Origin of the sequence: Pseudomonas spelaei (assembly GCF_009724245.1) — a bacterium.
Lineage (GTDB): Bacteria > Pseudomonadota > Gammaproteobacteria > Pseudomonadales > Pseudomonadaceae > Aquipseudomonas > Aquipseudomonas spelaei.
This window is the reverse complement of sequence record NZ_WNNK01000016.1, coordinates 117,139-131,188: the sequence shown is the minus strand read 5'-3', so window position 1 is coordinate 131,188 and position 14,050 is coordinate 117,139. Positions and strand designations below refer to the sequence as shown.

Annotated in this window: 13 protein-coding genes; 10 read left to right on the top strand and 3 right to left on the bottom strand. The window is 58.4% G+C overall.

Annotated features, from left to right (window positions below):
- Nucleotides 1-4 precede the first annotated feature (4 nt).
- Together GNF76_RS19065 and GNF76_RS19060 are read right to left on the bottom strand one after the other, a co-directional pair.
- A complete protein-coding gene (locus GNF76_RS19065) occupies nucleotides 5-850 on the bottom strand; it encodes an ABC transporter permease (protein WP_155584673.1) in 846 nt (281 codons plus the stop codon).
- Nucleotides 847-1,875 carry an ABC transporter ATP-binding protein gene (locus GNF76_RS19060; protein WP_155584672.1) on the bottom strand — a complete coding sequence of 343 codons (1,029 nt, stop codon included), beginning with the start codon at nucleotides 1,873-1,875 and terminating at the stop codon, nucleotides 847-849. The genes GNF76_RS19065 and GNF76_RS19060 overlap by 4 nt, the downstream gene beginning before the upstream one ends.
- A 241-nt stretch (nucleotides 1,876-2,116) precedes the next feature.
- Here GNF76_RS19060 and GNF76_RS19055 point away from each other — a divergent pair, with 241 nt between their 5' ends.
- The 8 genes from GNF76_RS19055 (at nucleotide 2,117) to GNF76_RS19020 (ending at nucleotide 11,150) form a co-directional block, all read left to right on the top strand.
- Nucleotides 2,117-2,953 (top strand): IclR family transcriptional regulator, encoded by an 837-nt coding sequence (locus GNF76_RS19055; RefSeq protein WP_155584671.1) that lies wholly within the window; start codon nucleotides 2,117-2,119, stop codon nucleotides 2,951-2,953.
- Between the two features lie 54 nt (nucleotides 2,954-3,007).
- Nucleotides 3,008-3,592, top strand: a complete 585-nt coding sequence (locus tag GNF76_RS19050) for a DUF2239 family protein (protein WP_155584670.1) — start codon at nucleotides 3,008-3,010, stop codon at nucleotides 3,590-3,592.
- A gap of 13 nt (nucleotides 3,593-3,605) precedes the next feature.
- Nucleotides 3,606-4,973: an MATE family efflux transporter gene (locus GNF76_RS19045; RefSeq protein ID WP_155584669.1), complete on the top strand. Its 1,368-nt coding sequence runs from the start codon at nucleotides 3,606-3,608 to the stop codon at nucleotides 4,971-4,973.
- Nucleotides 4,974-5,238: 265 nt separating this feature from the next.
- Entirely contained in the window at nucleotides 5,239-6,258 is a 1,020-nt protein-coding gene (locus tag GNF76_RS29350; protein WP_178123405.1) for a hypothetical protein, read from the top strand.
- 155 nt (nucleotides 6,259-6,413) lie between these two features.
- Nucleotides 6,414-7,043, top strand: a complete 630-nt coding sequence (locus tag GNF76_RS19035) for a LysE family translocator (RefSeq protein ID WP_155584668.1) — start codon at nucleotides 6,414-6,416, stop codon at nucleotides 7,041-7,043.
- An 88-nt stretch (nucleotides 7,044-7,131) separates the two neighbouring features.
- Nucleotides 7,132-7,632: a sigma-70 family RNA polymerase sigma factor gene (locus GNF76_RS19030; RefSeq protein WP_155584667.1), complete on the top strand. Its 501-nt coding sequence runs from the start codon at nucleotides 7,132-7,134 to the stop codon at nucleotides 7,630-7,632.
- Nucleotides 7,633-7,664: 32 nt separating this feature from the next.
- Nucleotides 7,665-8,639 (top strand): FecR family protein, encoded by a 975-nt coding sequence (locus tag GNF76_RS19025; RefSeq protein WP_155584698.1) that lies wholly within the window; start codon nucleotides 7,665-7,667, stop codon nucleotides 8,637-8,639.
- Nucleotides 8,640-8,735: 96 nt separating this feature from the next.
- Nucleotides 8,736-11,150: a TonB-dependent siderophore receptor gene (locus tag GNF76_RS19020; RefSeq protein WP_178123404.1), complete on the top strand. Its 2,415-nt coding sequence runs from the start codon at nucleotides 8,736-8,738 to the stop codon at nucleotides 11,148-11,150.
- 338 nt (nucleotides 11,151-11,488) lie between these two features.
- Here the strand turns inward: GNF76_RS19020 and GNF76_RS19015 are convergent, their stop codons facing one another.
- Nucleotides 11,489-11,755: a hypothetical protein gene (locus GNF76_RS19015; protein WP_155584666.1), complete on the bottom strand. Its 267-nt coding sequence runs from the start codon at nucleotides 11,753-11,755 to the stop codon at nucleotides 11,489-11,491.
- Between the two features lie 38 nt (nucleotides 11,756-11,793).
- On the opposite strand from GNF76_RS19015, the gene GNF76_RS19010 reads away from it, so the two are divergent.
- Entirely contained in the window at nucleotides 11,794-12,327 is a 534-nt protein-coding gene (locus GNF76_RS19010) for a hypothetical protein (RefSeq protein ID WP_246211940.1), read from the top strand.
- A 1,088-nt stretch (nucleotides 12,328-13,415) separates the two neighbouring features.
- Nucleotides 13,416-14,030, top strand: coding sequence for a type III secretion effector protein (locus GNF76_RS19005; RefSeq protein ID WP_155584665.1), 615 nt, complete (start codon nucleotides 13,416-13,418; stop codon nucleotides 14,028-14,030).
- Nucleotides 14,031-14,050 lie beyond the last annotated feature (20 nt).

Here is a 14,050-nt window from a genome sequence, read left to right as displayed (position 1 = left end):
CTTTTCAGACTCCCAGGGACTTTTTGTAGCGGCCTTCAACCAGGCGGTTCCAGCTCAACATGATCAGCAGATTGACCAACAGCAGCACCACCGCGATGGTCGCGCCCATGGGCCAGTTCAGTTCCGAGAGGTATTGGTCATAGACCACCGTGGCGACCATCTTCAGCCGGCGTCCACCGAGCAGGCCGGGGATGGCGAAGGAACTGGCCGCCAGCCCGAACACGATCAGCGTTCCGGACAGCACGCCGGGCATGACCTGCGGCAAGACGATTTTGCGCATCACCGTGGCCTGGCTGGCACCGAGGGACAGGGCTGCCTGCTCCGCCGATGGGTCGAGCTTTTGCAGGGAGGTCCATACCGGAATAATCATGAACGGCAGCATCACGTGAACCAGCGCAATGATCACGGCGAATGAGGTGTACAGCAGCTTGACCGGGCGCCCACCGAGGGCCTGGATCACCTGGTTGACCAAACCGTCGGCCCCCAGCAACAGGCTCCAGCCGAAGGCCCGTACCACTACCGAAATCAGCAGCGGGGTGAGGATCAGGATCAGGAAGATCGAGCGCCATGGTGTGCCCATGCGACTGAGGACGTAGGCCTCGGGAACCCCGATCACCACGCACAACAAGGTGACTACGGCGCTGATCCAGAAGGTGCGCCAGAAGATTTCATAGAAGTACGAATCGCTGAACAGCGACAGGTAGTGTGCGAAAGTCCATTCATCTGCCTTGACCCCCACCTGATAGTCGAAGACGTTGAACGACAGCACCAGCGTCAGGCCCAAGGGCAGGATCAACAGCCCGAAAAACAGCACCAGTGCCGGCAACGACAGCAGGTAACCACGGCTCATGTGCGCACCTCATCTGCCGCCAGTACCCGCAGCAGGCTGGCTTGCCAATCCAGGCCCACCGCCGCACCGCAACCCAGGGGCGCGCTGCCGTCGTTGCGGCGTACGACGGTCAGTTCGCCGATATCGGTCCTGATGCGGTACAGCCATTGGCTGCCGAAGAAGTAGCTGTCGAGTATGTTGCCTTGAAGGCGCCCGGTGCCTGCGGCCACCAGGTCGATTTTTTCCGGGCGCAGGCTCAGGGTCAGTTCGCCGTTACCGGGTATGTGTCGCACTTGCGGGGTGCCGAATTCATCGAAGTCGCCAGTCAGCAAGTTGGCTTTGCCGACGAAGTCGGAGATGAAACGGGTGCGCGGATGTTCATAGAGTTTGTAGGGGGCATCGATCTGGGTCACGCGCCCGGCTTGCATCACCACCACACGGTCGCTGATGGACAACGCTTCGGCCTGGTCGTGGGTGACCATCAGGGTGGTGATGCCAACTTCGCACTGGATGCGGCGGATCTCGAACTGCATCTCCTCGCGCAAGTTAGCGTCGAGGTTGGACAGTGGCTCGTCCAGCAACAACACCGGGGGTTCGATCACCAAGGCGCGGGCCAGGGCCACACGTTGGCGCTGGCCGCCGGACAGTTCCCGGGGATAACGCTCGGCATGGGGCGCCAGGCGCACCAGGTCCAGCACGGCGTTCACTCGTCTGGCGATCTCGGTGGCCGGGACTTTGCGCATCTTCAAGCCGAAGGCGACGTTGTCGCGCACGCTCATGTGGGGGAACAATGCGTAGCTCTGGAATACCACGCCGAGGCCGCGGCTGGCGGGTTTGGCGTGGGTGATGTCACGACCATCGAGGAGGATCTTGCCGGCACTGACGTCGACGAAGCCAGCGATCATTTGCAGGGTGGTGGTCTTGCCGCAACCGGACGGGCCAAGCAGGGAAACGAATTCTCCCTTGTCTACCGAGAGGTCAGTGGCGACCACAGCGTCGACGGCACCATAGCGTTTGCTCAAGGCCTGGAGTTGGAGAAAAGCCATGTCTGCGTTCCACCTTTTTTGAGTCGCGTCGAGACGCGCTTTTTTGTTTTGGGCAGATGCGAAAAGGGTAGTGCGGGTGCGTTGGCGCTCGATCTCGGTCGGCTGCCGTTAGTTGTTCATTTCGCCCCTGTGGACGCAGATTAGGACGAAGACTAGGATGGGCGAAAGGTAGAATTTCACTGAAAGGAGTGTTTTTTTCAGTTTCATTCACTGAACAGAATTTTTTGTGAGATTTGGCTTTATGAATTCCACTAATCGGAATGAAAGTGTCAAGGAAGTCGGCGTAGGCAGTGTCTCGCGCTTGTTCGCGTTGTTGCGCATTCTCGGTGCGGCGCCCGAGGGCGGAGAACGGGTGACGCAGTTGGCGCAACAGGTCGGCCTGTCGCAGCCCACCACCCACCGGCTGCTGCGCAGCTTGATGGACGAGGGGATGGTCGAGCAGGACGCGCGCAGTAAGCGCTATCGCTTGAGCCTGGAGTTCTTCGCCCTGGCGGCCAATGCGGGCAATACCGGCAACTTGCGTGACCTGGTGCGGCCGAGCATGTTGCGGCTCAGTGCTTCGCTGGGGGATTCACTATTCTTGCTGGCCCGCAGCGGCTTTGATGCAGTCTGCCTGGACCGCAGCGAAGGCCCGTACCCGATCCGTACGTTCACCGGTGATATCGGTGGCCGCGTGGCCCTGGGCGTGGGGCAGGGCAGCCTGGCGATCCTGGCGTTCTTGCCGGAGGAGGAGCGTGAAACGGTGATCCGCTACAACTTGCCGAGGCTCAAGGACTTTCACCTGTATGACGAGGTATTCCTGCGTTCGGAAGTCGAGAATGTCCGCCGCCTGGGCTATGCCGCGCGAAACACCGGGGTGTTGGAAGGCATGGCCGGCCTGGCGGTGCCCATCCTTAATCGTGATGGTCATGCGGTGGCGGCGTTGAGTGTGGCGACCATCAGTGACCGGTTGGGGCCGAGTCGTTTGCCGACGGTGGTGGAATTGCTCAAGCGCGAAGCGGCAGCCATCGGCCCACGCATCAATCCGTTTGATCCGACCTTGCGTCGGCCTTCACAAATCTTTAGTGGCAAAGATTAGATTTACGATTAATATTATCCGGGTAAAACAAATATTGCCCGGATTATACTAATCATGAACACACCGACGTTTCTCCGTTGCACTGCCTTTATCGGTCACCGGCGCGTGGCCGACGGTTCCTACGCCGACGTCGCCGAGGCCCTGGCGAGTCTTGACCTGTCGGCGGGTGGTTTGCTGGTGTTTGATGACGCCAGCGGTACCCAGGTCGACTACCCCTGGCCCGTGGACTACGCTGCGGCGCAGCCTGAAGGGGGCTCGACAGATGAGGTCGAACCGGCGGCGGCGCCTTCTGTGGGGCGTCCGCGTCTTGGGGTGGTGGCCCGTGAAGTCACCTTGTTGCCCCGGCACTGGGAGTGGCTGGGTCAGCAGCAAGGTGGCGCATCAGCAGCGTTGCGGCGGTTGGTGGATGAGGCGCGCAATGCGCATGCCGAGCGAGATGTCATGCGCCAGGCGAAGGAATCCAGCTATCGTTTCATGAGTGCTATCGGCGGTGACCTTGCGGGTTTTGAAGAAGCCTCGCGGGCGTTGTTTGCCCAGGATGGCGCTGATTTTTCCAATAAGATTGCCCATTGGCCGGTCGATGTGCAGACGCACCTGGCCTGGCTGTCGCGCAACGCTTTTCCTGTCAAACCGCACTGAGACCCGAACCCTCATGCCAGTCGCTACGCCACAAACTGTGCAACGGCCGCTTTGGCGGATTTATCTGATCTTTCTGGCACCGATGGTGCTGTCCAACTTTCTCCAGAGCTTTTCCGGGACCCTCAACGGTATCTATGTCGGGCAGATGCTCGGCACTCAGGCGCTGGCGGCGGTGTCGGGGATGTTTCCCATCGTGTTCTTTTTTATCGCCCTGGTGATCGGCCTGGGGGCGGGCGCTTCGGTGCTGATCGGCCAGGCCTGGGGGGCGCAGGAGACGGGGCTGGTCAAGTCGATCACCGGCTCCACCTTGACCCTCGGTGCATTGGTCGGAGTGATCGCGGCCGTGCTGGGCAGCCTGTTCGCCCGCCCGGCGATGCAGGCATTGGGTACGCCGGTGGACGTACTGGACGACGCGGTCAGCTATGCGCAGGCGATGATGTTGATCATGCCGTTGCTGCTGGTGTTCATTCTGTATACCCAATTGCTGCGGGGGGTGAGCGACACGGTGTCGCCGTTGCTGGCGCTGGTGGTATCGACCACGGTCGGCCTGGTACTGACCCCAGCGTTGATTCTCGGTTGGGTAGGTTTGCCACCTATGGGCATTCAGAGTGCGGTGTTCGCCAGCCTGGTGGGGAACGCCTTGGCCCTGCTGTTTCTGATCCTGCGCCTGCGCCATAAAAATCACGTGATGGCGCCTGACCGGGAACTGATGGCGGCGCTGCGCCTGGACCGGGTGCTCCTCGGCAAGGTCCTGCGCATCGGCTTGCCCACCGGATTGCAGATGGTGGTGTTGTCCCTGTCGGAGCTGGTGATCCTGGCCCTGGTCAACGGCCATGGCTCCCAGGCCACGGCGGCGTATGGTGCGGTGACGCAGATCGTCAACTATGTGCAGTTCCCGGCGTTGTCGATTGCCATCACGGCGTCGATTCTCGGTGCCCAGGCCATTGGCGCCGGACGGCTGGAACGCATTGGGCCGATCCTGCGCACCGGGATCTGGATCAATACGTGCCTGACCGGTGGCTTGATTGTGCTGAGTTATGTGCTGTCCCATTGGCTGCTGGGGTTGTTCATCACCGACACTGAGGCGCGGGTCCAGGCTGAGCACCTGTTGCACATCATGCTGTGGAGCATTCTGGTGTTTGGTTTCCAGGCGGTGGTGGGCGGAATCATGCGCGCCAGTGGCGTGGTGCTGGTGCCGGTGGGGATTTCGATCTTCTGCGTGCTGGGTGTGGAGCTGCCGGTGGCCTATCTGCTCAATGCACGGTTTGGACTGGAAGGGGTGTGGATGGCGTTTCCGGTGACTTACCTGGCGATGCTGGTGCTTCAGACGGCCTATTACCGCCTGGTCTGGCGGCATAAGCAAATTACGCGATTGGTGTAAGGGGGGCCGTGTATGGCCCTTTCCTGCAAAAAGATGAGTGTTTTGCCAGTGCTGGGTCTGATGTTTTCTACGCGTTGTTTTGGCCGACGCTCCAGGGACTGGTACGTTTTTCTCACGTGAAGCTGGCAGTTCTGGAACCGTTTTTGAGGCGATTGCCACACAACAATGGTCCATCTTCCTTCGTAATCAAGTCCACTTGATGGGGGGCTGACATACCGTAGTCAAAGATGGGAAATTCAATGTTGAACGAATCCGAGATCCTGCTATGACATCGTCAATACCGAGTGCATATTCTCCCGCCTTTAACCCGAATGTCGCGGGTCAAAACGCCCCCCTTCCGCCTCCCGTAAACATTTATGCCAATGCGACCGATGATGACACCAAGGCGGTGCTTGAAAATAACCGTGATATGTTTGAAGACTCAAACGGGAATATCACCCAGGCAAAAATCCGCGAGGTTGCCAATCGACCCTTTACTGGAAAAACGGCTGACGACCAAATGACGTTATTGGCCCTTGAAGTCCTCAGGCGTCCTGCGCTGAATCGTACACTGGTCTCGGGTAATAATGATCAGGACGGGCAGGCAGGGGGCGTGAAGCAGAACAATGAAAGCGCGCAGTCCAGCAAGAGCCTGACACGCCATAAGCTGGAGAATCCGTCTTCATCCGATAAAGCTCGGGCCGCCGAGAAGGACAATCCGTATGCCAACAACAGTGCTGCGGACCTTGCCGGGTATGCAATGGCCAACTTCAGTTCACTGGAGGACCCTGACGACAAAGGGCACATAACCGATAGGTCCCTCCGCGCGGTCGCCTCCGGAACACGATTGGATGGCACGAAAGCTACGCCGGCGGAGATAAACCTGGCCAAGGCGATACTGAACAGTCCTGGTTTCTTCATGGGCGCCGATATGGATAAAAACGGTACGTTTGACGGGAAAATCTCTAGGCAGGATCTCGGTGAGGTGAAGTATCGGACGATGAGCGATTATGATTTGCTCATGGGAATAAAGGACGACTTCAGGCAATACACTGCCGGCGCCAATGACCGCTTCATTAATTTTAATGAGCTCGAAGAGGCGGCAGGGTTACGGGAAACAACAAGAACCTTTACTCCTGAGGCGAAAGCTCGTGCCAATGAATTCCTTAGCCGCCACGGGCTTCGTCGGGAGACGGATATCGGGATTGGTGACAATGGGCCAGGAGCCGAGGACCGAAGGTTTGATATGGAAAACCTCGATCACATGTTAGCCAAGGCTTCCAAGTCGCCTCGTCCGCTCAGTTGATTGAATCTACCGATGGCTGCTGCCGATTACACCGGCAGTAGCTGATTCTCGAGTCGCTTGAAACGACGCTCATCATCAGTCATTGTCGTGCCGATGTTGTAGGCCATCACGCTAATGCCTTGGCCCAACCCTTGGGCTATGGAAAGAGAATAATCATGATTGAGCTATCGGTCCTCGCCCTGTTCGCGGGGGCTTGCATTGCCCTTAACCTGACGCCAGGCCCGGATATGTTGCTGATCGCCTCTCGAAGCCTGAGCCAGGGACGGGCCTCGGGTTTTATGTCGCTGGCGGGCATTCAGGCCGGGACCTACTGTCATGCACTGGCGGCGGCGCTGGGGTTGTCGCAGCTATTCGTCACGGTACCTGTTGCCTACGATGTGGTGCGTTTTGCCGGCGCGGCTTACCTGGCCTATCTGGCCTGGAAAGCCTTTACTTCGACCACAGTGCCGCTGGCAGTCGATACACCGCAGGTGTTGTCCCTGGCGGATATCTTCAAGCAGGGGCTGGTGACCAACTTGTTGAATCCCAAGATGGCGCTGTTTGTCCTGGCGCTGTTCCCGCAATTTGTCCAGCCCGATAAAGGTTCCCTCGTCACCCAGATGATGGTGTTGGCAACGGTGCTGAACTTCACCGGGCTGTTGGTGAATGGCGCAGTGATTGTGTTGGCGACCAAACTCCGAAGCCGGATCACTGGCAATCTGCAGGTGGCCAAGCGGCTTAATCAATTGTTGGGTGTGGTTTTCCTGGGGCTGGCATGCCGCCTGGCGTTGGTCAGTGGGCGGTAGAGCAATCAACAACTGACGCGACGGGAAGCAATTGCTCCACTTAATAGGAAGCATTACTATTCACGTCCCGCCTCCCCAGTGCACCCTCATGATGCCGCCGCCGCCCACCAGACCAGGCTTTTTCGAGCACTACGAGGAATTGATCGGGACCTGGACGCGTCGCCTGAGGAATCGTCAGCAGGCCGAGGACCTGGCCCATGACACGTTCGTCCGTGTGCTGGAGTCAACCTCGACGGACGTCTCGCAGCCTCGTGCGTATTTGCATCAAACCGCACGCAATATCGCAGTGGACGCCTATCGTCGCGAGGACCGCCGTGAGGCGATGGCATTGGACGCCTTTGATCAGCGTTCGCCCCAGAGCGGCGACCCGGAGCACTTCATGCACGCGATCCAGTTGGCGGACTCCATCGAGCGGGCCTTGGCCGAATTGCCCCTGAACTGCCGCAAGATTTTCATCTGGCAAAAGATCGAAGGCCTGACCCAGCAGGAAATCGCCGAGCGCCTGGGGCTTTCAAAAAACATGGTGGAAAAGTATATGATCCGCACCCTGCGGCATCTGCGTGACCGCCTGGACGCGATGGCCCCATGACCAACACCCGCTTTGAAACAGGATCTTCCATGATGGATACCCGCGAGTGTGTCGGCGGTAGCGAGACGGCCCGTGACGAGGCGGCGCTTTGGTTCGTGCGCCTGCAGGACAGCCCGTTGAGTGTCGAGGAGCGCAGCCGTTTCGACGCCTGGCGCGCGGAACATCCAGAGCACCAATACGAATTTGATGTGCTGCAAGGGTTGTGGAGTGCCACCGACCTGGTGCCTCAGGCTCGTCTGCAAGCCTTGTGCGATACGCCCGTGGCCCGTGCGAAACGTCGGCCGGTGTTGCGTTTTGCAGTAGCGGCGAGTGTCCTGGCCGTTGCTCTCGGGCTTGGGTTGTTCAGCGGCCTGGATCATCCTGCGACTTACACCGCCGAGTTCAGCACGAAGCTGGGAGAGCGCCGGCAGGTGGCGCTGCCTGATGGTTCGCTGATGGACCTGAACAGCCGCAGCGTGGTCGCGGTGCATTATGAAAAAGGCCGGCGCGGCATCGAGCTCAAGCAGGGCGAGGCAATGTTCAGCGTCGAGCATGACACCAGCCGGCCCTTTGTAGTCGAGGCCGGGGCAGGGCAGGTCACAGTGACCGGTACGCGCTTCGATGTACGCCGTGATGATGACCAGACCCGCGTGGTAGTCGAGGCCGGGACGGTCAATGTACAGGGCCGCTCCCCGGACGCGATTGTTACACTCACGGCAGGCCGAGGCACGCAGATCGACGGGCATGGTCAGGTGGCGGCGGCTTACGCCGTCAACCCCGAGGAACTGACGGCCTGGCGTACCGGAAAATTGGTGTTCAACAACGCGACCCTTGGCGAGGTGGTCCGGGAAGTGTCCCGCTACCGTGAGCAACCGTTACGGGTCAGCACCCCGGCGGTCAGTAACCTGCGGCTGACCAGCGTGTTCAAATCCGCTGATACCGACGCCTTGCTCAAGGCCTTGCCGCACATTCTGCCGGTGGCGTTGCGTACGCTGCCTGACGGTAGCCAGGAAATAATTTCACGCTAGATTCAGGTTTTTTCCGAGTTCTTCGTCTTCTTGTCCAACTGCAACTGGTTTGCATTAACAGACGCACTCTCTTGCGATCACAGGACTAGGTTCGACGTGAAAACATTCGCCGTGAAAAACAATAAATCTTCTCGTTGGGCACCTCTCGCGCTGGCCTTGGCGGTCAGCGCCGCGATCCCAGCGGCGTACGCCGATCAGGCGTCGGGCGCGATCCATATCCAGGCGCAACCCTTGGGTTCGGCCTTGAGCCAATTGGGCCAGCAAACGGCTCTGCAAGTGTTCTTCAGCCCAGACCTGGTGGCCGGTAAACAAGCCCCGGGGGTGGATGGCAACCTGTCGCCGGAACAAGCGTTGCGCCAACTGTTGCAAGGCAGCGGGCTGGACTACCAGATTGATGCCGGTTCCGTGACCTTGCGCCCGTTATCCAGCGGCAGCGGTGAGGCCGGGTCGCCTCTTGAGTTGGGTGCAACCGACATTCGTGTGGTGGGTGACTGGCTCGGCGATGCGAATGCCGAAGTGGTGCAGAATCACCCAGGCGCACGAACCGTGGTGCGCCGTGAAGCCATGGTCGAGCAGGGCGCCATGAACGTTGGTGATGTATTGCGGCGCATTCCTGGTGTGCAAGTGCAGGAAGCCAACGGCACCGGAGGCAGTGATATCTCCCTCAACGTCGGTGTGCGCGGCCTGACTTCACGCCTGTCGCCACGCTCCACGGTCTTGATCGACGGCGTGCCGGCGGCGTTTGCCCCCTACGGCCAGCCACAGCTATCCATGGCACCGATTTCTTCCGGCAACCTGGACAGCATCGACGTCGTGCGCGGCGCCGGTTCCGTGCGTTATGGGCCGCAGAACGTCGGCGGGGTTATCAACTTCGTGACCCGGGCCATTCCGGAGAAGTTCTCCGGCGAGGTCGGCACCACCTTGCAAACCTCAGCCCACGGCGGTTGGAAACACATCGACAATGCCTTCATCGGGGGTACCGCCGATAACGGCATTGGCGTAGCGCTGCTGTACTCCGGCGTCAACGGCAACGGTTATCGCAACAGCAACAACGCCAACGACATCGACGACGTGATCCTCAAGACCCATTGGGCGCCGACCGATCAAGACGATTTCTCGCTGAACTTCCACTACTACGACGCCAGTGCCGACATGCCCGGCGGCTTGACCCAGAAGCAGTTCGACGCCAACCCGTATCAATCGGTGCGCGACTGGGACAACTTCAGCGGCCGGCGCAAAGACGTGTCGTTCAAGTACATCCGGCAGATCGACGACCGCACCCAGGCGGAAGTACTGACCTACTATTCCGACAGTTTTCGCGGCAGCAATATCGCCAACCGCGACCTGAAAACCCTGAGTTCCTACCCGAGGACCTACTACACCTTTGGTATCGAGCCACGGGTGTCCCATGTGTTCGACCTGGGGCCTACCACCCAGGAAGCCAGCATTGGTTACCGCTACCTGAAAGAGGGCATGCACGAGCAGGCCACCAGCCTGGCGCTGGTCAACAACCAGCCGACGCCGGTCGGTCAGAATGACGGCCACGTTTACCAGGATCGCACCGGCGGTACCGAGGCCAACTCGTTCTATATCGATGACAAGATTGATATCGGCAAATGGACCATCACCCCGGGGATTCGCTTCGAAAGCATTCGTACCGAATGGCATGACCGGCCGGTGGTCGGCCTCAATGGCAAGCCGGTTCAGGAGAAACGTCGCGAGATCAACAACAATGAACCGTTGCCGGCCCTGAGTGTGATGTACCACGTCTCCGATGCCTGGAAATTGTTCGCCAACTACGAAACGTCTTTCGGCAGCTTGCAGTACTTCCAGCTCGGCCAGGGTGGCAATGGCGACCAGACCGCCAACGGCCTGAACCCGGAAAAAGCCAAGACCTACGAGATCGGTACTCGCTATAACGACAACATCTGGGGCGGTGAAGTGACGCTGTTCTACATCGACTTCTCCGATGAGCTGCAATACGTCAGCAACGATGTGGGCTGGACCAATCTGGGCGCCACCAAGCACCAGGGGATCGAAGCGTCTGGCCATTACGACCTGTCGAACCTGGACCCTCGTCTTGACGGCCTGACCGCCAGCGCCGGCTTTACCTACACCAAGGCCACCGCCGAGGGCGACGTGCCATTCAAAGGGCGTGACTTGCCGCTGTACTCCCGTGAAGTGGCGACCCTGGGGCTGCGCTACGACGTCAACCGCTGGACCCACAATCTCGATGTGTATGCTCAGTCCGGTCAGCGTGCTCCAGGCACCGGCACCACCTACATCACCCAGCCGACCGCCGATGGTCAATACGGTGATATTCCAGGCTATGTTTCGGTCAACGTGCGCAGCGGTTATGACTTTGGTGCGCAACTGTCGAACCTGAAACTGGGCGTCGGGGTGAAAAACGTTTTTGACCAGCAGCACTACACCCGTTCCAGCGACAACAATGCCGGACTTTACCTGGGCGAGCCGCGCACATTCTTTGTGCAAGCGAGCGTTGGGTTCTGATTCGCTGTTGACTCAAAGGATCGCACCCCGTTCTGGCATGGTCAGGGCGGGCTGCGATTCTTTCTAACGTTCACGCTTTCTTCCTACTCTTTTTCAGACGATTTTCCGCAGTTTCAGGAACTGAATCCGACAGATCTCCCACACAGGGATAGCCCTCTTTTCACAGAGTATTTCGACGATCAGTCTGTCGTAGTGCTTTGGACGGTGAGGCAAACCTTGTAATCAAGCCGAACTGGAGATGCAAATGTCGGTACCCGCGTTCAATCAGCCTGTCGCCAATTCACCCAATAGCGCCCCGCAGACTACAACCGATGCCAAGGCTGGCACTGAGGCTTCTGCTAAGTCATCAACAGAGCAAGGGCAGGCAGGCTTAAATTTCGGAGAGCAAAAGGCCCGGTTCGGTCCGGTATTTGGAGGCGTACCAGCACAGCCGAATCCTGGCCATTGGCATCCTGGAGGCGAACCGGCACGACCGATTCCTGGTCACTGGCATGGAGGTGCGCCGGCACGACCGTTTCCAGGAGGCCCGCCACCGCGACCGATGCCAGGAGGCCCGCCGCCTCGACCAATGCCTGGAGGTCCACCACCTCGACCAAACCCCACATTGCCGGATCCTCACTTTTCAAGGCAAAGCAATGAGCAGTTGGCCCAGTCGCTGCTGAATAACTTCAATGCCTTCAAGGCCCCATGGCCTGCGCAGCACATAACGGCCAAAGGCTTGGAGAACATGGCAAACAGGCCATTAACCGGTCACCCCTCCGTGGATCAGAACATCCGCTTGGCCAGAGAGCTTCTGCGGCGACCGGACCTGATGAAGGCGCTTGATCGGGATGGCAGCACCGGCGTGCTGGATGGACGGTTAACCCGGCAAGATATCAACAGTGTTGTGCGTTCTGATAACCCACTGAAGTTTCAGGACGACAAACAACTCGTTCAACAGATGCTTAATAATTTTAATGAGTTGAAGGGTGGCTTCTGGAGCAACTCCATCAAAGTCAGCACGCTCAAGCACTTGTCTTCACGACCGTTGACCGGTAACCCGGCGACTGACTCGCTCATCCAGTTGGCAAGAGAAGTCACTACGCGATCTAATCTGCTGGGAAAAATGGACAACATCGTTGGTTGGAAACAAGACGGCAAGATCAAGTGGGACGAACTGTTGCGGCTGCTGCGTTAAACCACCGGTATTACAGTGTTGCCCGAAATACAGGAAAACGCCGCGAATCTTTCGTGGCGCTTTTCTCTCGGCCTGCCCATCACGATGGTGGTACCTGGTTGAGACCGTTTACGTTTTCAGTTGCCGGTCATTTCAATGGTTAGGAACTATTTCTACCCGATTGCCACACAGGATGTACCTGATGGCTTTTATGACGCCGCAGGCTTTTCACGCCTAGCGAGGGTTTAGACATGACCTCAACGTCGGTTGGAACTCGTACTCCCGAACCTGCGCAATCCTTTCACGCGACGCCTTGCGGAAACAGTGATGGATCCTGTCTTTCCAATCCGCCGGGCATACTTGCCGAAGGCAGCGTCGAAGCCTGGCGCGTAAAAAAGTTCGCCGGCCAACAGACATTCAAAGCGCCCGCTGCGGAGGACTTCGCTAAAGGCATGCCGAGCCATCCAGCCCCAACGTCTCCTGGCTCCAATTTTCTGGCAAAGGCGGGTGCGGCCGTGATCAAGGCAGTGAAGGCCCTTGTTGGAGGGAATAAATCGTAAACATCCGTTTTGCCAATGACTCGTAAGCCCGAGTGATACCGCTTCCAGGCATCCACTGACCGTTTACATACAGTCATCGAAATTGATCGATCGCCTCGGAACCATTGCGTGTGGGTAGCCACATACTTTTGCGCCTGTTTGACCACAGTCACATCCAGCGATGTGCGCTGTTACGGTAGTGGTGATCAGGGTCAGTACGGATTGGGAAAAGGTGGGCATGAACAATGGCAATTGATGGTGGAGTACCCTTCCTGCGGCCGGCTGCGATAGGCCGATTTGATGCGATACCGAATGAGGGGCAGCCAAAAGCGCATGGCGCCTCAAGTGGAGTCATTCATCCTGTCCGGGAAGACGATCATCAACGTCCTGTCGACACGGTTCGGTCTTCGGGTTTCAGGCGACCCTTGCGGTGGGCCAATCCATTGCATCACCGAGAGCTGCAGAACGATCCCGTCACGCGCGCCGGTCATGGGAACCCCTACACTCAACTGCCGGATAGTCAGTTAGTGAAGGCGTTGGGCATTCATTTTTCCATGTTGGAAAACTTCCATGAGAAATGAAGGACTGAAGCTGGCTTCCCTGCAGCGAATCGCCAGCGAAAAAATGGGACCGAGCCAGGAGCTCAATCACTCGATCTTGCTGGCCAAGGCGCTTATCCGCCGTCCGCGATTGATCGACGCGATCCTCGATGAGGAAGGCTTTATTACCCGGCAAAGCCTGTTGAGGGCCGCAAAGAGACTGTTTGGCAACAGTGACCCCGATACATTCAGCCCGGATCCTTTTCACGCCAAGACCAATGTCGAACTGGTTCAGGCGTTTAAGGCGCTGTTTGAGGTATTCCGTGACAAGTCGCGGGACCGAACCGTTTTTTTTGAAAAAATTGGCTACGTCAAAATTGAACTGTTGGTCGCCATCAGCAAAGACCCGAACGAAGTTGATGCACAGGGTGATGTGGTTCTGGACCTGGTCACGGGGCTGCCCAGGAAAAAGTACGATGAGCAGCACGTGTATCTGTCAAAAAATCTTGTGTATCGTCCGGGGTTATTACGTTCTTTGGAGAATACCCAGGCCCGCGGGCGTCGTATTTTCGGTAGCTATCATCAAAAGGGCTGGCTCAGTAATAGAGACGTTGAATGTTGGCTTGAAAATAACCCCGCTCGGTAACCCGCCTCAGCGTACGAGGC